This window comes from Maridesulfovibrio spiralis (SeqCode) (assembly GCF_048571135.1).
Classification (GTDB): domain Bacteria; phylum Desulfobacterota; class Desulfovibrionia; order Desulfovibrionales; family Desulfovibrionaceae; genus Maridesulfovibrio; species Maridesulfovibrio spiralis.
The window spans coordinates 1548973-1571028 of record NZ_CP182344.1 but is presented as its reverse complement, the minus strand read 5'-3'; the positions used below and the strand labels follow the sequence as shown (position 1 = coordinate 1571028).

Annotated in this window: 19 protein-coding genes, 2 tRNA genes and 1 pseudogene; 15 read left to right on the top strand and 7 right to left on the bottom strand. The window is 48.9% G+C overall.

Annotated elements, in window-relative coordinates:
- Positions 1 to 19: 19 nt before the first annotated feature.
- The 3 genes from ACNI29_RS07095 to ACNI29_RS07085 form a co-directional block, all read right to left on the bottom strand.
- Positions 20 to 2122: a HAMP domain-containing methyl-accepting chemotaxis protein gene (locus ACNI29_RS07095; RefSeq protein WP_419781505.1), complete on the bottom strand. Its 2103-nt coding sequence runs from the start codon at positions 2120 to 2122 to the stop codon at positions 20 to 22.
- 312 nt (positions 2123 to 2434) lie between these two features.
- Positions 2435 to 3880, bottom strand: coding sequence for a glycerate kinase type-2 family protein (locus tag ACNI29_RS07090; protein WP_419781504.1), 1446 nt, complete (start codon positions 3878 to 3880; stop codon positions 2435 to 2437).
- Positions 3881 to 3930: 50 nt separating this feature from the next.
- Entirely contained in the window at positions 3931 to 4632 is a 702-nt protein-coding gene (locus tag ACNI29_RS07085) for a FadR/GntR family transcriptional regulator (protein WP_419781503.1), read from the bottom strand.
- Between the two features lie 270 nt (positions 4633 to 4902).
- On the opposite strand from ACNI29_RS07085, the gene ACNI29_RS07080 reads away from it, so the two are divergent.
- Entirely contained in the window at positions 4903 to 6852 is a 1950-nt protein-coding gene (locus ACNI29_RS07080; protein WP_419781502.1) for a methyl-accepting chemotaxis protein, read from the top strand.
- 220 nt (positions 6853 to 7072) lie between these two features.
- On the opposite strand, the gene ACNI29_RS07075 is transcribed toward ACNI29_RS07080, so the two are convergent.
- A tRNA-Lys gene (locus tag ACNI29_RS07075) sits at positions 7073 to 7148 on the bottom strand.
- Positions 7149 to 7278: 130 nt separating this feature from the next.
- Positions 7279 to 7354 (bottom strand) — tRNA-Lys (locus ACNI29_RS07070).
- Between the two features lie 272 nt (positions 7355 to 7626).
- Between ACNI29_RS07070 and ACNI29_RS07065 the strand changes: the two genes are divergently transcribed.
- The 13 genes and pseudogenes from ACNI29_RS07065 (at position 7627) to ACNI29_RS07005 (ending at position 19999) form a co-directional block, all read left to right on the top strand.
- Positions 7627 to 8892, top strand: a complete 1266-nt coding sequence (locus tag ACNI29_RS07065; protein WP_419781501.1) for a phenylacetate--CoA ligase family protein — start codon at positions 7627 to 7629, stop codon at positions 8890 to 8892.
- 6 nt (positions 8893 to 8898) lie between these two features.
- Positions 8899 to 10077, top strand: coding sequence for a ChaN family lipoprotein (locus tag ACNI29_RS07060; protein WP_419781500.1), 1179 nt, complete (start codon positions 8899 to 8901; stop codon positions 10075 to 10077).
- 19 nt (positions 10078 to 10096) lie between these two features.
- Positions 10097 to 10921 (top strand): bifunctional DNA-formamidopyrimidine glycosylase/DNA-(apurinic or apyrimidinic site) lyase, encoded by an 825-nt coding sequence (gene mutM / locus ACNI29_RS07055; RefSeq protein ID WP_419781499.1) that lies wholly within the window; start codon positions 10097 to 10099, stop codon positions 10919 to 10921.
- Positions 10922 to 10945: 24 nt separating this feature from the next.
- Complete coding sequence (murJ, locus tag ACNI29_RS07050; RefSeq protein ID WP_419781498.1) at positions 10946 to 12466, top strand: murein biosynthesis integral membrane protein MurJ; 1521 nt, start codon at positions 10946 to 10948, stop codon at positions 12464 to 12466.
- Between the two features lie 30 nt (positions 12467 to 12496).
- Positions 12497 to 13222, top strand: coding sequence for a tRNA1(Val) (adenine(37)-N6)-methyltransferase (locus ACNI29_RS07045; RefSeq protein ID WP_419781497.1), 726 nt, complete (start codon positions 12497 to 12499; stop codon positions 13220 to 13222).
- 222 nt (positions 13223 to 13444) lie between these two features.
- A complete protein-coding gene (locus ACNI29_RS07040; protein ID WP_419781496.1) occupies positions 13445 to 14782 on the top strand; it encodes an AAA family ATPase in 1338 nt (445 codons plus the stop codon).
- Positions 14772 to 15725 (top strand): metallophosphoesterase, encoded by a 954-nt coding sequence (locus ACNI29_RS07035; protein ID WP_419781495.1) that lies wholly within the window; start codon positions 14772 to 14774, stop codon positions 15723 to 15725. The genes ACNI29_RS07040 and ACNI29_RS07035 overlap by 11 nt, the downstream gene beginning before the upstream one ends.
- Positions 15712 to 16026, top strand: coding sequence for a hypothetical protein (locus ACNI29_RS07030; protein WP_419781494.1), 315 nt, complete (start codon positions 15712 to 15714; stop codon positions 16024 to 16026). The genes ACNI29_RS07035 and ACNI29_RS07030 overlap by 14 nt, the downstream gene beginning before the upstream one ends.
- A gap of 288 nt (positions 16027 to 16314) precedes the next feature.
- Entirely contained in the window at positions 16315 to 16959 is a 645-nt protein-coding gene (locus tag ACNI29_RS07025) for an AAA family ATPase (RefSeq protein WP_419781493.1), read from the top strand.
- Between the two features lie 113 nt (positions 16960 to 17072).
- A pseudogene (gene fliN / locus ACNI29_RS07020) lies at positions 17073 to 17327 on the top strand (flagellar motor switch protein FliN); the annotation flags it as partial.
- Positions 17328 to 17477: 150 nt separating this feature from the next.
- Positions 17478 to 19070: an ArnT family glycosyltransferase gene (locus ACNI29_RS07015; RefSeq protein WP_419781492.1), complete on the top strand. Its 1593-nt coding sequence runs from the start codon at positions 17478 to 17480 to the stop codon at positions 19068 to 19070.
- Between the two features lie 265 nt (positions 19071 to 19335).
- On the top strand, positions 19336 to 19593 hold the full coding sequence (locus tag ACNI29_RS07010; RefSeq protein WP_419781491.1) for a helix-turn-helix domain-containing protein: 258 nt from the start codon (positions 19336 to 19338) through the stop codon (positions 19591 to 19593).
- 22 nt (positions 19594 to 19615) lie between these two features.
- Complete coding sequence (locus ACNI29_RS07005) at positions 19616 to 19999, top strand: hypothetical protein (protein ID WP_419781490.1); 384 nt, start codon at positions 19616 to 19618, stop codon at positions 19997 to 19999.
- Between the two features lie 88 nt (positions 20000 to 20087).
- On the opposite strand, the gene ACNI29_RS07000 is transcribed toward ACNI29_RS07005, so the two are convergent.
- Together ACNI29_RS07000 and ACNI29_RS06995 are read right to left on the bottom strand one after the other, a co-directional pair.
- Positions 20088 to 20744, bottom strand: coding sequence for a DUF2959 domain-containing protein (locus ACNI29_RS07000; RefSeq protein ID WP_419781489.1), 657 nt, complete (start codon positions 20742 to 20744; stop codon positions 20088 to 20090).
- Positions 20745 to 20866: 122 nt separating this feature from the next.
- Positions 20867 to 21451 carry a peptidylprolyl isomerase gene (locus tag ACNI29_RS06995; RefSeq protein WP_419781488.1) on the bottom strand — a complete coding sequence of 195 codons (585 nt, stop codon included), beginning with the start codon at positions 21449 to 21451 and terminating at the stop codon, positions 20867 to 20869.
- A 172-nt stretch (positions 21452 to 21623) separates the two neighbouring features.
- On the opposite strand from ACNI29_RS06995, the gene ACNI29_RS06990 reads away from it, so the two are divergent.
- Positions 21624 to 22031, top strand: a complete 408-nt coding sequence (locus ACNI29_RS06990; RefSeq protein WP_419781487.1) for a bacteriohemerythrin — start codon at positions 21624 to 21626, stop codon at positions 22029 to 22031.
- Positions 22032 to 22056: the final 25 nt, after the last annotated feature.

Sequence of the window (22056 nt, the reverse complement as noted above, 5' to 3'; positions counted from 1 at the left end):
TTTATGGATTGCAGAAGCTCTAAGAAACCATTGCCTGAATCAGTTGATCCAGTTCCTTGGTCATCTCTGCGATCTCTTCTAGTGAGTTAGCGGCTTCGTGCATAGATCTGCTCGTTTCCTGAGATATGCGGTCAACTTCTTCGCTTGACCGTGTTATCTGTTCCGCAGATGCGGATTGTTCTTCTGATGCAGTTGCTATTGAATGTACCCGTTCAGATGAGTCGTCTGAATAGTTGACTATTTCTTCAAGTACGTTTCCGGCCTGTGCTGCCAATTCGGTGCTGGTTTCAACTGCTTTGACCGCTGCTTTGGAGGATTGGATGTTAGTGCGGCTGGAGTTCTGGATGGCGGTGATCGCTTCATTGACTTCCGTGGTCGCAGTCATTGTTTTTTCAGCAAGCTTACGCACTTCATCGGCAACAACAGCGAATCCTCTGCCGGCTTCTCCGGCCCGGGCTGCTTCAATGGCTGCGTTCAGAGCTAACAGGTTGGTCTGGTCTGCGATATCGCTGATTACTTCAATAATGCTGCTGATCCCTTCTGCCTGTCGACCCATTTCGACGGTATCAATGCGCAGAGTCTGAGCCTGTTTTTGAATATCTTCAATTGCATTAACCACCTTACCGACCACATCTGCACCTGTAGAGGCCTTGTCCCGGGTCAGTTCTGTGTTTTCTGCTGCTTCTCCGGCATTGCGGGCCACCTCTACAACTGTTGCGTTCATTTCTTCCATTGCAGTGGCTGTTTCGGCAGTCCGTTCACTCTGGGTCGCAGCACCGCGGCTTGCTTCATCTACCTGTCTGCTAAGTGACTCGGCTGAGGAGTTGAGTCTTTGGGATATAGAAGAAGCTTGCTCTGCCAGTCTTGCAACTTTGCGTTGCATGCCGATAACTTCGGTTTGATCAACGATTATTTCAAAAACACCGGTCAATTGCTGTGCATTATCGGTTATGGGGATACCGGTATAAGTTATAGTTGTGTCTGGGTTTGCATCTGCTTCAAGTTTAAGCCCCTTAGCATCAAAGATTTCTTCAAAATGTCCGTTTGCCTTGCCATTGCTTAGCTGAGCAATGCATTTTTGTCTGTTATCAGCAGAAGGGGTCAGGTTCGTAGAGCTTGCTGTTTTGTTTTGGAATATAGTGGTTTGATCTGTTGTTATGCAGATTATGGGGTTTGCGATGCTGTCGAGATAGTCCACTAGAGAATCCGCAAGATTGTTAGCATTCTTCATGATTCCGGCAAAGAAACCGGAAAGTTTTTGTGCATCAGCCCGGAAGCGCAGATCGCCGAACCTGATTTTTTCAACTGTCCCTTCAAGTTCAGTTGAAATAGCGGTCAGGCTGTCATTGATTTCCAACATGGCCAGACTTACCCCTTTAGCTTTTGCCCGGTTTATTTCGCTTGCAGCAGTTAGGTCACCGGAAGAAATACGACTGGCAATGTGTTGTATTGTTCTCGGTTCTCCTCCTAACTGGTTCATTATGGAGTGGCCGATCACTATAGTAATCAATATGGAAACAAGGGTTGCGGCGCAGATGATCAAGATCATCTGCGTACGGCCGGCTGCATAATCGGATTCAGCATGCCGGTATACCTTTTCGGCTACCACAAGCTGAACGTCGATTAGTTTTGATATTACTTCGGTGGCCGGGTCAATTACCTGATAAAGATCATCCCGTATGTAGTTGATAAGTTTTTGCTCGTCCTGGTTCTGGAGTATGGCCCTTAAGTTGGCAATGGATCTGTCCGCCCGTTCAAGTTTGGGCTTTAGTTCTTGGATCAATTTTTGTTCTTCAGGGACAAGTTCTGTTTCCAAAAAGGCATCAAGTTCCGTTTTGATGTGCCTCTGGGCGGTATCAATATTTGTAATGCCCTGATTCCAGTTTAGTGCATTACTCTGTACTTTGTGCGATGTGTCCACAATATTGACCGCATATTCGTCAGATATGATTTTCAATTGTTTCAGAGGCACAATACGATCAAGGTAGACAGTCTTTAAACCCAGATTCGATTTCTGGGTTAGATTAAGCCCCAGTATTACAGATGTAACCATCATTAACAGTAGAAATGCTGCCAGGAATCCAATACGAATGCTGACTTTCATGTTGCCAAGATAATTCATAACTACCCCTAAATGCGGTATAAAGTTATTTACGCAGCAAAAATATAAAAGTGTCTGGAGTGGAATATTTGGCAGTATACACCAAAATTTTCCTGAAACACATATTTATAAATAATTATGTGTTTGGGAGGAGAGAATTGTAGCGTTGATCAGCTGCTTGGTAAGTGAGTGCTGATTATAATAGATAGAATAGGTTGCGCTCAGATTAAATGAAAGCTAAAGGAAGTGCTTGCTCCTAGTTGGAAAGAAGACCACTACCTGGGGAAGTGGAAGAATGGCAGTGGCCCTCTTTTCAGCGGAAAATCCCACCAATTACTTAACGATTAGCAATTGGACGTCGCAAACGTTAGTGTTGGTGGGGCCTGTTTTAAACAAGGCTCCTACCGTTTGAAGGAAGTGGTAGGAGTCATTGTTTTTTAAATATTCGGCAATGGAAATTCCCATCTCGCGGGATCTTTCCAGAACAGCCTGATCGGCAAATCCTCCGGCCGCGTCTGTGGGGCCGTCATTGCCATCGGTAGATGCGGCGAGAAAGTGGATGGATTCGCCGTTCCGCTCATCCTGTCCCAGCCGCATAAGAAATTGCAGGGCCATTTCCTGATTACGGCCGCCCTTGCCGTCTCCTTTCAGAGTCACCACTGTTTCACCGCCTACGATTATGCAGGCAGGTTTCTTTTCCAGCAGTTCCCATTCCCGCTCATCCTGAGCCACAGCCCAGAGCATATCAGCGGCATCAGCAGCTTCACCCTGTAAACGGGAAGTAAGCATCCTTGCATTGTATCCCAGTTCTTCAGCTTTATCGCGAGCTCCAAGCAGGGCTATGCGGTTGGTTCCAATGAGGATGTTCTCAGCCCTAATTTCACTGAACTCTTCTTTCTTAAGAGTTTCCAGGAGTTTACCGGTGTTACCCAGCTCCAGAACCCGGACAACGTGAGCTGGAATTTTGTCCCGCAACTCGTAATTGTCGATGATGGACATAGCATCACAATATGTGGAGCGGTCATAGCTGGTCAGCCCGGAGGCGATGGTATCAAGGTTGTCGCCGACAACGTCAGAAAGAATGAAGTTCAGGCTACGGGCCGGGCGCAGGCAGCGCAGCAGCCTTCCACCCTTGAGAGATGAAAGATGTTTGCGGATACAGTTGATCTCGCTGATATCAGCACCGCAGGCCAGCAGGGCTTTGGTGGTGTTCTGTTTGTCTTCAAGGGTTACTTCGATCTTTTCCCCGTCCACATCGGCAAGCATCGGGCTGGAGAGCAGGGCAGAGCCACCGCCGGAAATGAGGTTGATGACCAGAGTTTTATCGGTAGTGGAGCAGGCCAGTTCTTCTATTTCACGGGCTGCACGAACGCTGTTATCGTCCGGGACCGGATGGGCAGCTTCAATGGTGCGGATGTATTCCAGTTCTTCGGTGTGTCCGTATTTTACCGAGATCAGACCTGATTCAATGCGTGATCCCAAAATTTCTTCGATGGCGAGTGCCATTTTCGCGGTAGCTTTTCCTGCACCGATAACGACAATACGTTCGAACTCCTGAAGATCAACCACCACATCACCCTCATCCATGGCAACAGTAAGGATGTCGCCTTCGAGGGTTACCCTGTTGGTGATGATTTTATATGGATCAACGCGGTCCAATGCTTCGGCAAAAATCTGCCGGAGATGTTCCTGCTCGTTGGTCATCATATTGTTGTTCTCCAGAGTTGTATTAACGATGCGGCAATGCGTGTCCCCGCCTAATAAACAACCGTACCGCATGTACGCTTGCCACACCTTCCGGCGGGGAATGCCCGCTAAGCGCGCATTGCCTATTTATTCAAGCCGGCATCGCCCAGTGCTTTAAAAGCCTCTCTCAAGTGGGAGGCCATGAGCCGGGCGGCCAGTTCGCCATCTTTATTCTTGATCGCAGCCAGAATTTCTTCGTGTTCTTTAAGGCTCTTGTTGGGCTGTCCCGGAATCTTCAAGGGGGCTTTCCAACCTTCGATCATCGATTTGTAAAGTGCATCCATTATGGAAGAGAGAACCTTGTTCCCTGTGGCTTTGCCGATAAGGCGGTGAAATTCCGCATCGACCATGATTGACCGGGGCAGGTCTTCTTCCTCTACGGTTTTCCTGAATTCTTCGTGAGTTTTTAAAAGTTCCTCAAAGTCTTCGTCGGAAATCCGCTCGGAAGCCATGCGTGCCGTGCTGGGTTCCAGCAGGGAGCGTACTTCGAAAAAGTGGCGCAGAGCTTCGTAATTGTCAGTCAGCCAGGTGGAGAGGGGGCTGAAAATATCCCCTTCATAGCTTTTTACAAAAGCTCCGATACCGGGCTGGGTTTCAATAAAGCCCTTAATCTCGAGGATTCGCAGTGCTTCACGGATAGACCCTCTTCCAACCTGCAACTCTTTCATGAGCTGGCGTTCGGAAGGAAGCGGTTCGCCTTCAACAAAAGTCTTGTTCTGTATCAGCTCTTCCAATTGTTTGGCTGCTGTTTCAGATACTCTGACTTTCTTGATGGGTTTAAACATTTTTGCGCACATATAACAATTTTGGGGTGTTACCTATTGTCCGACCCCGGAATCCTCTTTTGTTGGTCTGACATCTTACAGTCTGCTGGTCCTACCAGTATAACTGAGAGCAAAAATAGTCAAGCGAAGTCGCACTTGAAGCGGCGGATTCTGTACATAAAGGGGATTTTATTGTTCCTTTAGAAGATTGTCTGTGTTACTTTATGTGAATATGATGTGGGTGCCAGATCTGGCATTGTATTTTATGGGGAATTTTCACGGGAGAGTGATATGAGTTGGAAGGATTTGAGGCTGGCCTATAAGTTTACTGTAGGTTTTGGGTCAGTCTTGTTGTTATTGGTATTATTAGGAGGGTGGTCCATAAAGGGAATAGGGACTATAGTGTTTGATGCTGATGAAGTCATTGTAGGGAATAAGCTACGCGGTGATTTTGTGCAAAAGATTGTAGACCATTTGAATTGGGCCAACGAAGTCAATAAATTGCTGACGGATAAGGATGTACATGAAATTGATGTGCAAACTGATCCACATAAATGCGGTTTCGGTAAGTGGTACTATAGTGAAGAACGCAAAGAAGCAGAGCTTCTTGTTCCGGAAATCAAACCCCTGCTTGCAAAGATTGAGTCCCACCACAATAAGCTGCATAAGTCCGCTATTGCGATTCAAGAAAAGTACGAAAATGTGGATCCCGGCTTGGGCAGCTTCTTACGCGAGAAGAAGGCTGATCATCTGAACTGGATGATTGCCGTGTTGAAGCAGCTTATGGATCCTAAAACTACAAAAATATCTGTTCAGGCTGATCCTCATAAGTGTGGACTTGGCAAATGGCTGTACTCTGCAAAGATAAAAGCCATGGCCCGCCAGCACGAAGAGTTTGGTGCGCTGCTTGACAAAATCTATGCACCCCACACCAGACTTCACGAAACAGTTCAAGCCTTAGATGCATATCTTGGGCGTGGGGACCGTGCCGGGGCGCAGCAATACTTTTCTGATCACGTTGAAAAGTATGCTTTGGAGACTTTGGGCCATATCGATTCGCTGATTAATTGGCATGAAGAGGAGTTGAAGATACTTGCAGAAGCCACAAATATTTATGCCACTGTAACCGTCCCGGCCCTTACCGCCGTTCAGGGACTTCTTACTGAAGTTCGACAGACCGTTGCGGATAACATCATGACTGATCAGGAAATGCTTGATGCTGCATCTAAGACCAGACAGGTGATCATTATCGTAAGTGTGGTTGCCTTGCTCATTGGTATACTTATGGCTTGGGTTATAGCTCAGGGCATTCTCGGTCCCTTGAATAAGGGGCTGGAATTCGTATCAAAGGTCAGCGACGGTGATCTTTCTGCCGATGTGGAGCTGGAGCGTAAAGATGAGCTGGGTAAGCTGGCTGGCGGTATGAGGAGTATGGTGCACAGGCTGCGCAATGTAGTCGGTGATGTGAATAATGCCTCTGATAGTGTAGCCAGCGGTAGTGAGGAGCTTTCTGCTTCAGCTGAGAGTTTGTCACAAGGGGCTACTGAGCAGGCCGCGTCCATTGAAGAGGTTTCTTCTTCTATGGAAGAGATGGCGGCCAACATTAAGCAGAATGCTGAAAACGCCGTACAGACCGAAGGAGTGGCAGAAAAGTCTCAGCAACAGGCATCCCAGAGTGCTGAAGCAGTAGGTGAGGCAGTTCTGGCCATGAAGAGTATTGCTGAAAAGATTATGATTATCGAAGAAATTGCCCGGCAAACCAACCTGCTGGCTCTTAACGCTGCAATCGAGGCTGCCAGGGCAGGAGAGCACGGCAAGGGATTTGCCGTTGTTGCTGCCGAGGTTCGGAAGCTTGCAGAGCGTAGTGGGATTGCTGCTGCCGAGATCAGTGAGTTGTCTTCTTCCTCTGTGGTTGTTGCGGAGAAGGCCGGAGATATGCTTCAGGACTTGGTTCCCAGCATTAGTAGAACCGCAGAACTGGTTCAGGAGATTGCAGCGGCAAGTAATGAGCAGAATACCGGGGTTGGTCAGATTAACAAGGCCATTCAGCAGCTCGACACTGTTATCCAGCAGAATGCTTCCGCATCCGAAGAAATGGCATCCACCTCTGAAGAGCTTTCCCGTCAGGGTCAGCTCCTGCAGCAGGCCATGTCTTTCTTTAAGCTGAGCAGACACGAATCCACACCGATGCTGCCTGCGGGCGGTTCCTCTCCAGAGGATGACGGATTTGATAGATTCTAGGTGTTGGTGCTTTATCTTAAATAGCGAACCCCGCAATCTGGGACAGATTGCGGGGTTTTTGTTTGGAGTCCAGATAATGTTAGCAGGTGTCTGGTTGTCCTTAGAAAATTATGCTCATAGACCATCTCGCCATGAAAAGGTGAATTATTGAATCAAGTTATCGTTCTAAAATAGAAAAAGGGCATTTCATCTGAAGATGAAATGCCCTAATCTTTTAAAATGGTGGGTCGTGCTGGGCTCGAACCAGCGACTCTCTGCTTAAAAGGCAGATACTCTACCAACTGAGTTAACGACCCATATATTTCAAAGCGCGTCTGGCAAGAATATCTGTTTACTTGATTAGTGTCAAGCTTTTTTGTGATAAACTTTTGACCGCCATTTTGAAAAATAGGACCTGCTGTGCAGGCTTTTTTTCGGAGTGTTTGCTGGTGGGTCGTGCTGGGCTCGAACCAGCGACTCTCTGCTTAAAAGGCAGATACTCTACCAACTGAGTTAACGACCCTCTCCGTGCGAACGAAGAAGCTTTTATCCAGACAGCACTTTCCTGTCAACAAAAAAAATAAAAAAGTTTGAATTTTCTTTGTTTGGCATTAGAATTCGAGGTGTATAATATAGCGCGAGTTCTTGGTATGTTTAAAAATTGCTAGTTTAATATCTCGTAATTATTGTACAAAATGTAAAAAAGTTGACAAATTCGTTCTGTTTTCATATATTGACCACGCTAAATGAAGTGCAGACGCACATTTGGCAATAAATTATGGAGGAAACTTATAAATGACTCGTAAAGACCGTACCGAAGGCATCTACAGCCGTCGCGAAGTTCTTGATGAAGGCGAAAGACGCCAATACTGCGCCCTGCAGCTCAAGGAACTTCTGACCTATGCCTACCGTTATTCTGAAGACGTCAAAAAACGTTTCGACAGAGCTCAGTTTCAGGTTGATAAGTTCAACGAACTCTCCGACCTTAAACATATACCTATTTTGAAGAAGAAAGAGCTGATCTTTCTTCAGTCCATGGGCCCCCGTCTCGGTGGTCTGCTGACCAAAGACCTCGGCGAGCTGCGCCGTATCTTTCTTTCACCCGGTCCCATCTTCGATCCCGAAGACCGTGCAGAGGACTACTGGGGGTGGACTGAAGGTTTTTACGCTGCCGGTTTCCGTTCCGGTGATGTTGCACAGGTAACTTTCAACTACCATCTGGCTCCCGCCGGACTTATGTTCGAAGAACCCCTGCGTAACCTGAACTGCGCGGTTGTCCCTGCAGGTCCCGGTTCCACCAACAGCCAGCTCGAAATCATGCAGAAGCTGCGTGTTACCGGTTATGTCGGTACTCCCAGCTATCTCATGCACCTTGCACAGAAAGCTGAAGAAGCCGGTTTGAACCTGCGCAAAGACCTTTATCTTGAAGTTGCATTTGTTACCGGTGAAAAATTCTCCGAAAAAATGCGTTCCGATCTGGAGAAGAAATTCGACCTGATCATGCGTCAGGGTTACGGTACCGCAGACGTAGGTTGTATCGGTTATGAGTGCTACCACAAGAACGGCCTGCACATCACCAACCGTGCTTTTGTTGAAATCTGCCATCCCGACACCGGTATCCCGCTTAAGGACGGTGAAGTTGGTGAAATCGTAATTACCGCTTTCAACAAAACCTATCCGCTGATCAGGCTTGCTACCGGCGACCTGAGCTACATCGACCGCACACCTTGTCCTTGCGGACGTTCCACACCGCGTCTCGGCAACATCGTAGGCCGCGTGGATACCACCGCCCGCATCAAGGGTATGTTCGTATACCCCCATCAGGTCGAGCAGGTCATGGCACACTTCGAAGAAGTCAAACGCTGGCAGATCGAAGTTACCAACCCCGGCGGCATTGATGAAATGATCCTCAACATCGAGGTCTCCAACTTCAAGCGCGAAGATGAGCTGCTGCACATGTTCCGTGAGAAGATCAAGCTGCGCCCGATCCTCAAGGTTCTGACTCCCGGCTCACTGCCGCCGCAGATCAGACCCATTGAAGATAAGCGTAACTGGGATTAGCCCGGTATGGCTTTTAATACCACTGACAAGTGCGCAAGGACCGTTCTGGTCCTTTGCGCACTTTTTTTTGTCCTTGGCGGTTGCGTGAAGAAAACAGTAGCACCTGAAATGGCAGTCTCTTTCCTGCCCTGTTCCGGAGATTATATCGGTCAGACAGGAGATCCTCTGTCGTTCGATAAGCTTATGGAGCAGGCTGCTGAAGCCGACTATGTTCTTATCGGTGAGGGGCATAACAGTGTCTGTGACCACAAGGCTCAATTTGAAGTTATTGAAGGGCTGACCCGTGGGCACAATAAAGTTGCCATCGGTCTTGAAATGGTCACTGCCAGTAAGCAGGATATTCTTAACCGTTTCAATCTCGGTCAGATTCCGGTTTCGGAGATTGCCAAGGAGTTGGATTGGAAAAACGGCTGGCGTTACGATTTCAACATGTTCAAACCCATCTTCGAATTGGCTGAAAAGCGCAGGCTGACCGTAGCCGGATTAAATTTTCCTTTCCGTCTGGTTAAAGAAGTTCGCAAAAAGGGCCTTGACGGGCTTTCCCCTGAAGACCGGGCCATGTTGCCGCAGGATGTAATTTCGCCCGCACAGGAACAGGAGCAGGGACTCAAGGAAGTTCTTGCCATGCATCAGGGCCGCGATGCTTCTGATCCCAAGCAGATCGAACGTTTTTTTCTTGTCCAGTCTCTCTGGGATACAGGAATGGCTGAGAAGGCCGTGGAGTTGCGCCAACGTTCCGGCCATCCGGTGGTTATTCTTGCCGGAGGAGGTCATGTTGAGCATGGCTGGGGAATTCCGCGCAGGCTGAAAGTGCTTGACCCGGAGGCCAAAGTTATGACCATCATGCCTTGGCGTGGTGATGAATTTTATCCTACTGCAGCGGATTCTTTCTTTTATTGTCCGGCTTCCTATGAGAGCCGTATGGGCATGACCATTGAAATGCGTCAGGGCAGGGCGGTGATCACCGCAGTGAAGCGGGATCGCAAAGGGTACATGCAGGGTCTGCGTCCCGGTGATATTATTGCCAAAGCGCAGGGTATCCCTGTAACCAGCCTGTCAGCCCTGCACATGGCCGGGGCAAAAGCCCACAAAGAAGATAAGCCGCTGGTATTTACCATTGACCGCCGTGGGAATCGATTTGACCTTGATATGGGCAGACTGACTCGTATGAAAAAAGATAAATAAGATATTTCAGGAAGATAAAATGCCAGAATTGCCGGAAGTAGAAGTAATAGCGCGTGGTCTTGCCGACTCTCTTGAAGGCAAGACAATTGAATCTGTGAAAATTCTTAACCATAGCTCTGTTAAAATGCCGTGGTACCTGTTTTCCTCCCGCGTTGCCGGGGAGAAGATTACCCGGGTTCACCGCCGGGCCAAGCTTTTGATCATGGATCTCGGTGATGACCTGCATATCACTTTTCATCTCAAGATGACCGGACGCGTGCTGGCTCATGACGGTCCCACCAACCCGGAACCGCATACCCGTATTGTTTTTGGTCTGACCGACGGCGGTTCAATCGAATTTCACGATACCCGCAAGTTCGGAGAAGTGCGTGCGCTGAATAATGAAGAGTTGCAGGAATGGGATTTTTACAAGAATCTCGGCCCTGAACCTCTGGAAGTCAGCGCAGAATCCCTCGCCGAGCGTATTGCCGGACGTAAGGCCCAGATTAAAGGTCTGCTGCTCAATCAGTCCGTTGTGGCCGGATGTGGAAATATCTATGCTGATGAATCCTTGTTCCGTTCAGGAATTCACCCCAAAGCCAAGGCTTCCGATCTTTCCAAAGAGTCGCTGGTCAAGCTGTTCAGCGAACTTCAGGCTGTGCTTAAGCAGGCTATTCAGGAAAACGGCAGTTCCATCCGTGACTACGTTGACGCAGGTGGAGATGCCGGTGGATTCCAGAATTCCTTCAAAGTCTACGGTAAGAAAGGCGAAAAGTGCCCCGATTGCGGCAAGATTTTCGAAGGTGCAACCGTAGCCGGACGTTCGTCTACATTTTGTACTGATTGCCAGAAGATGTCTGATTAATTAGGTTGCCGCCGGAGGCATTCTTTGACTGCTGAATCAAGTAAAATAGTTCGCAATGCTTCTGTTGTTGCAGGAGCAACATTGCTTTCAAGGGTCCTTGGCTTTGCCAGGGACCTTATTGTTGCGTTTGCCCTCGGTGCAGGTTTACCTGCCGATGCTTTTTTTGTGGCTTTTAGGATACCGAACCTGTTGCGCAGGTTGTTCGGGGAAGGGTCCCTGACCATGGCCTTTGTCCCGGTATTCAGCCGGGTGCGTAAAGAAAAAGGCGAGGGGGCGGCTTTTGAAATGGCCCGTTCCGCCATGCTCTGGCTGTTGATTATCCTCGGCGTGCTGACCGTACTGGCAATTGTGGGTGCTAAATATCTGGTCCTGCTTATTGCTCCGGGGTTCGGTTCCAACCCGGAATTGATGACCCTTACGGTTGATCTGGTAAGAGTTTGTTTTCCTTATGTTATTTTTATTTGCGGAGTTGCACTTTGCATGGGCATCCTGAACAGCATGGGCCATTTTCTGGCTCCGGCATTGGCCCCGTGCATGTTGAATATAGCCTTGATCGGAGCTGCTCTGATCGCTTATTTTACCGGGAATAGCGTGGCTCTGTTCATGGCCTGGGGCGTGCTCCTTGGCGGTTTGCTGCAATGGATGCTGCAGCAACCATATCTCAAGCGTATGGGGTTGCAATGGCGTGGCAAGGCCGAGCTTAATAACCCCGGTGTAAAGCGCATGGGTAAGCTCATGCTGCCCACTGTTCTCGGGGCGGCGGTTTACCAGATCAACGTAGTGCTTGGAACTCTGTTGGCTTCATTCCTGCCCGTTGGGTCTGTTTCCTATCTTTATTATGCCGACCGTCTGGTACAGTTTCCGCTGGGTGTGTTCGGGATTGCCGTCGGCACAGCCGCTCTGCCCAGTCTTTCCAAGCTTTACGTGGAAGGGCATTATGATGAGTTTTCCCTGACCCTGAAGCAGAGTGTCGGGCTGATCCTGTTTATTTCCCTGCCTGCCATGGCCGGGCTGGTTTCCCTTGCCGAACCGCTTATAGGTTTGCTCTTCGAGCGTGGTGCTTTCGATGCACAGGCGGTAACAGCCACAGCTCAGGCTCTGATGGCCTACGGAATTGGTTTGCCTTTCATCGCTATGTCCCGTCCGTTGGTGTCTGCATTTTATGCACAGGAAGATACCCGGACTCCGGTTAAAATTGCGATTATCTGTTTGATCATCAATGTGGGCGTCGGCTATCTGCTGATGCAGCATATCGGGCACGTGGGGCTTGCTTTGGCGGTCTCTCTGTCCTCCATGTTCAACTGCCTGCTGCTCGCGGTGATAATGGGGCACAGGACCGGATTGTTCCCGTTCCCGGCTGTAAGCGTGGCTAAAAGTGCATTACTCAGTGTGCTGGTGGGTGTCGGGGCTTGGTATTCAACCCGCTATGAAATCCTTTGGTTTGCACTTATTCCGGTTTGGATCGCGATTTACGCTGGCGGGTCATTGCTTCTTAAGTCCGAAGATGCCCGGATGTTGATTGGCGCATTGAGAAGAAAAATTTGACGTAATATTTTTATTAATCTTATTCGTTGTATGTTTGAAAAGCAGAGAAATTATTTTCCCCGTGGACTTGTTCAGCCTGAGTCCGGTTTTAGATTTTCTACTGATTCTCTTTTGATCAGCAGTTTTGTTTCTGTTCCCAGCGGAGCAAGAGTGCTTGATCTCGGAACCGGGAGCGGAGTTATCCCGCTTGGGATTATGCTGCGTCACCCGGAGAAAGGGCTTACTGTTACCGGGCTGGAGATCAACCCGGATATGGTCGCTGCTGCACAGGAGAATGTGCAGAAGCTGGGCTTTGCCGATGAGATTAACATCGTAGATGGCAATGTTTGCCAGCCGGATTTCGCTCCTGCCGGGAGCTATGACCTGATTGTTTCCAATCCTCCATACCGTAACGAGGGTAAGGGCAAAGCCTGCCCGGATGAATCCCGCAACAAGGCCCGCTTCGAGGTTGATTGCGATCTCGATGCATTTGTTGCCACTGCTTCACGCATGGTGCGTAACCGAGGCAGGGTCTGTTTTGTTTTTCTTGCCGAACGGCTGACCGAGTTGATCAATTCTTTCACCAAGCATAAGTTGGAACCAAAGCGTATGAAGTTTATTCATGGGCGCATAGGTTTACCATCCAAAGTAGTCATGCTCGAAGCAGTCAAAGGCGGGAAATCGGGGCTGATTCTTGAACCGCCAGTAATTATTTTTGAGCAGGGCAATTCGCTCACTGAAGCTGCTGTTGAATACTGTCCGTTTATAGAAAAATGATATTGATTGAATCAAGTTGTAAAAATGAACTGCACAAATTTTTGATAGTTTTTTGTCTCTCTGCGAGGTAATGCGTAAGCTATAAATTAAATTATTTTGTCCCCCAACTAACGCGTTTTGGGAAAGGGGAGAGGAGTCCAGAGGAGAGGGGAAAACACTTTTTGGCGGTAGCAAAAGGGTTTTCCCCTCACCTCTGGTCCCCGAAGGGTCGCCGAAGGCATCATGATCAAAAAAATTATTCTTAAAGATTTCCTAGCCCATGCTGAGACTGAGATAGAGCTTGGTCCGGGCATGACGGTGCTGACCGGTCCCAATAACAGCGGCAAAAGTTCTGTTGTTGAGGCTTTGCGATGCATTGCGACCAACCCCTTGCCTAAGCCTTTCATACGCCACGGGGCCAAGAAAGCCCGTGTGGAGCTGGAGATGGACGACGGTGTGCGTGTGGCTTGGGTCCGCAAGAAAGCCACAGCATGGTACGAAGTGCTGCGTCCCGGCGAAGAAGAGTGGGAAGTATACGCCAAATTCGGACGCAATACCCCGGAAGATATCTTGAATATTCTGCGTCTCAATCAGGTCCCCCTGGAAGGTGGTAAATCGCTGGATGTGCATATCGGCAACCAGCGCAATCCTATTTTCCTGCTCGACCAGCCGTCATCAGTCGCGGCTCAATTCTTTGCCTCCTCGTCTGAAGCATCCCATTTGCTGGCCATGCAGACCGAACTAAAAAGCCGGGTCCGGGCCGCCAAGCGTGAGAAGAAATTTCAGCAGCAGAAAATGGATGAGATCTGTGCCGAGCTGGATGGTTTGCAGGCAATGCCGGATGTCAATCTGGAGCTGGAAGCCGCACGGGAATTGAAAGGTCTGATGGAAAAGTTCGAAAGCGAAATCCCGGTAGTTGAAAGCTATCTCAAGCGTAAATCCGAGCTGGAAAAACACAAAACCGACCTCGGAGCACGGGGTAAAGAGCTGGTCTATTTGCAGGAAGTGCCGGAATTGTTCCCGGACGCACCTTTGGATCGTCTGGTTGCCGGGCTGGAGAACCTGCGCGATCATGGGCAGAAATTAAAGCTGAGATCGGATTCTCTGAGTGGATTGGAAATCGCACCGGAACTTTTTCCGGTTCAGCGGCTGGAAGCCGACCTTGCACGGCAAAATCAACTGTCTTTTGCAGAAGGACAGCAGTCCGCACGGCGTAAGGCTCTGGAACAGTTGACATCTCCTCCGCAGATTGAAGATCTTTCCGCGCTTTCCACAACTCTCAGCAACGTAGATCGCGGCTGCGTCTTACGAGATAATATTTTACACCGGGCCGAGGTATTGACTTCTCTGGTCGAGCCGCCTGAACTTCATGATTTTTCGCCGCTTATGCAGGTTATGAACAGCTTGTCTTCCATGCGAAAAGCGCAGGCGGATGCGCAGGACAGGCTGAGTGAACTTGAAAAGTCCGAAGTGGAGCTGAAGCAGCAGATTGAGAACCGTCTGGCTGAGATCGGCAACTGCCCGCTTTGCGGCAGCGATCTGGATGCACAGAAGATGATCGGGGAGAGCCATGAGTCTTGATAAAGTAACAGGCAACGGGCTTTTGCTGATCGGGGACCCACACATTGCGTCCACCCCTCCGGGGCAGCGCATGGGCGATTTTGCCGCAGATGTGCTGGCTAAGCTGGAAGCCTGCTTCGTGCGGGCGCAGGAGTTGGACATGGTCCCGCTCATTCTTGGCGATCTGTTCCATTGGCCGCGCGATAATGGTAACTCACTGCTGGTGGATATGATCAGTCTGTTCGGGCAGTACAAGCCTTTTGTTCTGGTGGGCAACCATGATAAATATCAGGCCCGTTTTACCCCGGATGTTTCTATGGCCGTGCTTGATGCCGCCGGGGTTGTCCGGCTGATAAGCGAGCAGGGACCTGCCTTTGAACTTGAAACACCACAGGGGCTGGTGCTGGTTGGAGCTTCTCCGGACAGCACGCCCATTCCCAAAGAGTTTGAGCGCGAAGACGGCAGGTATATCAAGGTTGTCTGGATGACCCATCACAACATTTCTTTCCCTGATTGCGAGAAAAAGCAGCATGCCATCAAGGAAAAACCGGGCATCGACTGGATCATAAACGGTCATATCCACGGCCCGCGTGATTCCATAACCAAAGGCATGACCACATGGGCCAACCCCGGTAACATCACCCGGCTGGTTTTCTCCCGCTATGCCCTTGAGCGCAAAATGCAGGCTTCAATCTGGACCCCTGATTGCGTGGATCTTGAAAAATGGGAAATCCCGCACCGTGATTTTTACGAAGTCTTCCCGGATCAGGAATTCCTACCAGAAACAGAAGACGCCGCAGCAGCGGAATCAAAATTTTTACAGGGCCTTGAGCGTCTGGCATGGAAAAGAACCCATGAAGGCGAGGGCTTGAAGCAGTTTTTAACAGATAATATCGACCCGGAAGAGCCGGAAAGCAGGCTCATCTGGGAATTGTATACGGAGGTTACCGATGGCAATGGGTAATGGAGCAAACAACGGCATGAAGCAGCCTTTGAATGGCCTGGAACAGGAACTCAATCTGCTTAAAGAACAGTATAAATGGCTGCACGACAAGAAAATCCGTACCGAGCAGGAACTCGCCAGCACCACTGGCCAGCTGGCTGCTTTGGAAGAAGAAGCCAAAGCACAGTACGGGACCAGCGATCCACAGGAACTGACCAAGCTGCTCGAAGAAAAGAAATCTGAAAACGCACGGCTGGTGACTGAATACCGCAAGCATATCATGTCCATCAAAGAAGGACTTGATAATTTGGAGCAGGGGTAATTTGCCTCCGGCGGCTGGGGAAGGGGAGAAACCCTTTTGCTAACGCCCAAAAGGGTTTCTCCCCTTCCCCAGACCCCATCCCCTTATCCCAAAAGACGTTTTAGTTATGCTGGAGCAAATAGCTTTCTAAGACGTCATTTGATGTTTATATCAGCGAAGCTTAAGAAAAGGTTTTGGGATTCTTAAACCCTTTTGCAAAAGGGTTTAAGCCGCCGGCGGCGAAATCTTTTATTAAAAAGCGCGATAGCGCATCAAAATGGCTCCCGGCAGGGTCGCCGAAGGCATACTATGATGACAAATCAATCAGATATTACACTTGAATCTTTGGAACGCAGGGCGGACCGTTTGAGCGCGAAGGCCTCCTCCCGCATGGACGATTGGCTGTCTTTGCGTGAAGAGGGCCGCAGGGTGGATGAATTTCTGGAAATTGCGCCTGTTGCGGCAGAGCGGCTGGAAGAGCTTTCCACGGCTTTGTTCGGGGAGCTGCTGAGCGAACTGGAAACCAACCTGACCCATGCCATCCGGGAAATTCTGGGGCAGGACCGGGAGGTCAAAGCTGTTGCATCCATCCGTGACAAGAAATTGCAGGTGGATTTCCAGATTCTGAATCAGGGCGGCGAAGAAGATATAATGGTCGGTCAGGGCGGTTCGGTTTGCAATATTTTATCCGTGGGCCTGCGTTTGATTGCTTTGTCTCGCCTTAATCCTGAAGCGCACAGGCCTTTTCTGGTGCTTGATGAGCAGGATTGCTGGCTGCGCCCTGATCTTGTACCCAGATTTATGGAGCTGATCGGAACCATTGCCGAGCGGCTTGGCTTTCAGGTGTTGGTTATCAGCCACCATCCCCTGGATTTATTTTCCGAAAGTGCGGATGCTATTCTGGCCCTGCAACCGCAAAAAGAGGGTGGGCCGACTGTAGAGCAGGTTAAGTAAGGGCTTGAAATTAAAGAGCAGGTCTTTTGCTGGTTGTTTGCTGTTTTTTGCTGTATCCTGCCTGCAGTTAACCAAGATTATTAGTGGAGTTTATATAAATGGCTGAGCAAAGTCTGAAACGCATTCTGGATATCCCCCTCGAAGTTAAAGTCGAAATGGGACGGACCAAGCTTCTGGTCAACGAAATCATCCAGTTCGGTCAGGGTACGGTTATCGAGCTGCATAAGCTGGCCGGAGAACCGCTGGACATGTACGTGGAAGGGAGACTGGTTGCGCGCGGAGAACTTGTTGTTATCAATGAGAACTTTGGGTTCAGGGTAACCGAGATTATCAAGCCTGAGGACAGGATTAAAAAATTGGGTCTCTAACCGGGACGGGAAAAGCGCCGCAAAGAACATCTCGAAATTACCGCCCCCTGTTAACGGGGGCTTTGTTTTGGCTTGATCTGCCACAAAAGCGGGCTGTTGTCATCTCATGCAGCCTCGGATAAGAGTTTCCTCGCAAGGAGGTCACATTAAGTGTCATCGTTAAATGATTCGTTTGAAAAACAGCCTGTTATCTGGGCTGTAACCATAATTCTTATAAGTACGTTTGCAAGGCTCTGGTTTCTGGGAACCGGGCAGCTTAACCTTGTGCAGGATGAGGCCCAGTACTGGGACTGGACCCGGCACATGCAGCTTACCTACTACTCCAAAGGCCCGCTCATTGCGTGGATTATCGGGCTTTGGACTTCCGTTTTCGGCAATACCGAGTTCGGGGTCCGCTTTGGATCGGTGGTCGGACTCTTTTTGACCCAGATTGTGCTTTATCTGGGCATGGCAAAGATATGGAAACGGCCCGTTGCCGCTATCTGGACGTTGTTCATCTTCAATGCCATGCCTGTATATCTGGCTTTGGGAATCCTGATGACTACGGATAATCCCTTTATTCTCTGCTGGAGTTGTGCGTTTTTTGCACTCTACAAAGCCTCGCTTCCGCATCCGCCCGGCTTGGAACGTGACTCCAATGAATCGCGTACAAAGCCTTTCTGGGCAATCGCTTTCTTCTTCGGTCTGGGCATCCTTGCCAAGTATACCATGCTTGGATTTGCCGGACTTTCTGTCATGTACGGGCTGCTGCTTATGCGCAGGGAAAGACTGCCGCGCGGATTCTGGCACAAGTTGCTACTTGCTTTGGGAGGGGGGATATTCCTCGGCTTCCTGCCTACTTTGATCTGGAATATGCAGAACAATTTTGTAGGCTACAAGCACGTGCTGCATCTGATCGGTGCTTCCGGTGATAAGGCTTCACATTTGTTGCGCTTTGACCGCTTCCTGCCGTTCTTTGGTGAGCAGGTTGGCATGGCTACCCCGTGGTGGCTGACCTTTATGTTTATCGGAGGCTTCACAGCCCTGTTCTTTGTACTCAAAGGCAAAGGGCGCAATCTGATGAACTTGAGCTACCGCCAGAGTGCACTGCTTTCCGTGTTCTTTCTCCCGGTCTGGATTTTCTTTTTCCTGTGGAGTTTCCACGCCAAGGTACTCGGTAACTGGGCGGTTATCTCCTATGTCAGCGGGGTAATGATTGCCGGGTTCGCTTTTGAGAGCTTCTGGGCCCGCCGTGGCCGGATGCGTACCTTGTGGGTTACTTTGAGTCTGGTAATCTTCGTAGTTCTCCATTTCCAGAACCTCGTGCCCCTTCCGGACCATCTCAATCCCACCCACCGCTTGAAAGGCTGGACCGACCTCGGTCAGCAGGTGGTGGAGCTTGAAAAGAGCCAGTTCAAAGATCCGTCCAAGGTCTTTGTAATGAGCGATGAATACGACATGACCGCAGCACTTGCGTTCTATGTGCCGGGACAGCCGCGCACCTATTGTGCATGGATCGACCGCCGCATGAACCAGTACGATATGTGGCCCGGTCCGGAAGGAAAGGTCGGCTGGGATTGCATCTACGTAATCAAGAAGTTCCATGATGAAATCAATCAGGAGCTGCCGAAAATGTTTGAACGGGTCAGCTCTCCGATTCATATTCAGACCACTTTCCGTGGCAAGCCTTCCCGCAAATTCACGGTTTATCTCTGCTACGATTACAACGGCTACTGGCCGCGTGATCCTCGTTTGAGATTTTAGATTACCAGGTTTAGACGCTAAGAAAATCCCCTTTGGCCACGGTCAAAGGGGATTTTTTGCGTGTTTTGAAGAAAAAAGGGGAAATTATTTTTGAAGATTCATTGTGGTCTATTCCTGAAAACAGGAGTGGTGTTTGTTATTTCTTGTGTAATTTCAGTCAATTTAATGATTGTTGGAGTGTTGTTGCAGAAAAGAAGAGGCATCTGTGCATTTCTTTGACAATTTTTGACAAATAGTGTCATAAGAACTACATCGTAGTGTAATTTTGAAAAATCAGGAAAAGTCTTTGACTCCCTCGCCTACGCTATACACGGTACGTGAGATTGCCGACACGCTGAGAATCCATCCCCGGACGGCCTACAGGCTTGTTCAGGAGGGTAAGATTCGGGGTATTAAGGTGGGCAGTCAGTGGCGTGTGCCGGAAAGTTCCCTGCTGGAATATATTGAATCCGGTTTGAAGGCAGCGCCAAAGAAGGAGAAGGGGGCAAAGGATGGACCTGAGCAACTGAAACTGCCCATTTGACAAACATCGGTGGACAAGGATCATGAAAAAGTCAGCTGCCCTGAAACGGGTGACTCTGGAAAATGATTTTGGCGGCCAGATTTCCTTTATCGGAAAGCTTGAAAGTGAATCTCTCAATTACAACGAGAACAGCGGGGAGCTGGTATCTGAGAAGATTTTCAGTACCGAGAAGGGGCGCACAGGCTACTCCATTGCAACCAGAAACGGTGAGGAGCGTGACAGAAGGGCATATTTGATGGAAGATCAGGGTGATACCTGTATCGTTTCCAACGGGTCCATTCTACTGGGATTGGATACGGATGTGATGCTTACTTTCTGCGCGCAGGCTCTGGCTGAAATGGCTGAAAGCAGCTCTGAAGATGAATTGGAATTTGTAAAAAAACAATTGCAGGTGGTTAACGGATAACCCGTTTTCGCTGCAGCTGATTAACAAGCACGAAAAAAGTCCCCGGAACATTTGATGTTCCGGGGACTTTTTCGTGCCTTCGGGAATGTTAATTCTTCTTCAGTTCTTTGATAAACGCATCAGCTTCGTCAATTGAACGTTGCATTTCTTTGATCAGTCTGCCGATGTCGGCTTCAAGGGTGTTCAGTTCAGACTTGAGGGAAGCTATGGCCTGAGCGTTCAGGTTATGCTTCAGGTACAGAACCTGATCCTTGAATACGCTGAGCACCGGATCGATTTTCTTTTCTGCCTTGCGCATGGCAGAGAGCAGACGTTTGAATTTGCTTTTGGTCTTGGAAAGCTTTACCCGGCTGTCGTTGCGCAGTTTGGTGCTGGAGTACTGGGAAAGTTCGTTTTTCCATTCTTCGAAGAGATCGTTACCGACTTCTTCAACAGAATCGATCCTTTTGCGGACTTCGAGTGCTGCGGCTTCGCTGTGTTCATATTCATCGTTAAGGCGTTCGTATATTTCCTGAAGATCGCCGCCATGGAATCCGGTTAATGCGCTGAATTTTTCCAGTGCGCTTTTGAATTGTTCGCTGGCTTCTTCTTGAGATTCCTGCGCTTTTTCTACGTTTGAAACAAGAATGTCCCGTTTGTGGTATCCAAAGCCTTCCATTGTTTTGTAATATGCGGACTGGCATCCGGCCAGTCCCAGCGTCAGGGCGATGATAACGCCAAAGGCGATTCTATTCTTAAGGTGCATGAAATTTCCTCCGGGGATAATTTTAGTAGCTTGGGACCTACATAAAAGTTCGGGTGTTGCTTGTCAAAAAAAAGTCCCCAGCCACTTTGTGGTCGGGGACGTGAAGTCAAATTTGAAGTTGCTTACTGCTTAAGCTCTTCTGCCTTGATGATAGTAATGGGTTTTACCGGTACATCATCAAAACGACCTTTGCGGTAAGTCACGGTTTTAGCGATCTTGTCGACTACTTTTTTACCGCCGATGACTTTACCGAAAACAGCGTATCCCCAACCGGAGCCGGATTCGGACTTGAAGTTCAAGAATGCGTTGTCTTTTACGTTGATAAAAAACTGGTCAGTGGCGGAGTGCGGATCATTGGTCCGGGCCATGGCGATGGTGTACTTGTCGTTGTAAAGGCCATTGCGGGCTTCGTTTTTAACCGGTGCGTGAGTGGGGCGGGGCTGCATGTTTACATCGAAGTTACCACCCTGAATCATGAATCCGTCGATAACGCGGTGAAAGATTGTGCCGCTGTAGTGCCCTTCTTTGACATAGCGCAGAAAGTTGGCAACGGTTTCAGGGGCCTTGTCTTTATCCAGTTCGATTACGATGTTGCCAACGCTGGTCTGGAGCTTAACGAAAACTTTGTCTTCTGCTGCATTGGCGGTTCCGGCAAAAAGGGCAGCGCAGAAAAGGGCGCTGACCAGCATTATTTTGAAGAGTTTCATGTTGTGTTTTCCTCCTTGGAAGGGTTTCTAGCGGTTTATCAGAAACCTTCACCACGGGCAAATACAGGATGATGAAAATATTAATTTTATAAAGTGGACATTGCCTTAAAATGGAGAACTTGTGTCCTATATGGAAGATAGATAATATGTTTGAGACTAAAAAGGAGCAGCTATGCCGATTCTGAAATGGGATGAAAGTTACTCTGTAGGGGTAAAAGTTATTGATGACGAGCACAGGCAGCTTATTGCCATGATTAACAAGGCGTATGACTCAGTAACCAATATGGAAGAGGATAAGGTACTTGGAGAACTTGTTAAGGACATGTGCGCCTATGCTAAGAGCCATTTTGCCACTGAAGACAGCTTGATGAATAACTATGGATATCCGGCTGCGGAGAGGCATATAAAAATGCATGAAAATTTTGCTGTGAAGGCTGAAGCTCTCAATAATCTGGTTAGTTCAGGCGATAAAGTGGAGCCGGTGAAGGTATTCAAATTTTTAGCCGACTGGCTGCGTGATCATATTTTGAAGACAGATAAAGAGCTCGGGAAATTTTTGAATGAACAGGGCTTAAAGTAGTTTTTCATACCTATTCATGAAAAGC

Excerpts from the sequence above, each read along its gene's own strand:
- ACNI29_RS07025 (WP_419781493.1), top strand. The coding sequence starts at position 16,315 with ATGATGACAAATCAATCAGATATTACACTTGAATCTTTGGAACGCAGG.
- ACNI29_RS06990 (WP_419781487.1), top strand. The coding sequence starts at position 21,624 with ATGCCGATTCTGAAATGGGATGAAAGTTACTCTGTAGGGGTAAAAGTT.
- ACNI29_RS07000 (WP_419781489.1), bottom strand. The coding sequence starts at position 20,744 with ATGCACCTTAAGAATAGAATCGCCTTTGGCGTTATCATCGCCCTGACG.
- ACNI29_RS07045 (WP_419781497.1), top strand. The coding sequence starts at position 12,497 with ATGTTTGAAAAGCAGAGAAATTATTTTCCCCGTGGACTTGTTCAGCCT.
- ACNI29_RS07040 (WP_419781496.1), top strand. The coding sequence starts at position 13,445 with ATGATCAAAAAAATTATTCTTAAAGATTTCCTAGCCCATGCTGAGACT.
- ACNI29_RS07065 (WP_419781501.1), top strand. The coding sequence starts at position 7,627 with ATGACTCGTAAAGACCGTACCGAAGGCATCTACAGCCGTCGCGAAGTT.
- ACNI29_RS06995 (WP_419781488.1), bottom strand. The coding sequence starts at position 21,451 with ATGAAACTCTTCAAAATAATGCTGGTCAGCGCCCTTTTCTGCGCTGCC.
- ACNI29_RS07085 (WP_419781503.1), bottom strand. The coding sequence starts at position 4,632 with ATGTTTAAACCCATCAAGAAAGTCAGAGTATCTGAAACAGCAGCCAAA.
- ACNI29_RS07030 (WP_419781494.1), top strand. The coding sequence starts at position 15,712 with ATGGCAATGGGTAATGGAGCAAACAACGGCATGAAGCAGCCTTTGAAT.
- ACNI29_RS07005 (WP_419781490.1), top strand. The coding sequence starts at position 19,616 with ATGAAAAAGTCAGCTGCCCTGAAACGGGTGACTCTGGAAAATGATTTT.
- ACNI29_RS07090 (WP_419781504.1), bottom strand. The coding sequence starts at position 3,880 with ATGCGGTACGGTTGTTTATTAGGCGGGGACACGCATTGCCGCATCGTT.
- ACNI29_RS07035 (WP_419781495.1), top strand. The coding sequence starts at position 14,772 with ATGAGTCTTGATAAAGTAACAGGCAACGGGCTTTTGCTGATCGGGGAC.
- mutM (WP_419781499.1), top strand. The coding sequence starts at position 10,097 with ATGCCAGAATTGCCGGAAGTAGAAGTAATAGCGCGTGGTCTTGCCGAC.
- ACNI29_RS07080 (WP_419781502.1), top strand. The coding sequence starts at position 4,903 with ATGAGTTGGAAGGATTTGAGGCTGGCCTATAAGTTTACTGTAGGTTTT.
- ACNI29_RS07095 (WP_419781505.1), bottom strand. The coding sequence starts at position 2,122 with ATGAATTATCTTGGCAACATGAAAGTCAGCATTCGTATTGGATTCCTG.
- ACNI29_RS07060 (WP_419781500.1), top strand. The coding sequence starts at position 8,899 with ATGGCTTTTAATACCACTGACAAGTGCGCAAGGACCGTTCTGGTCCTT.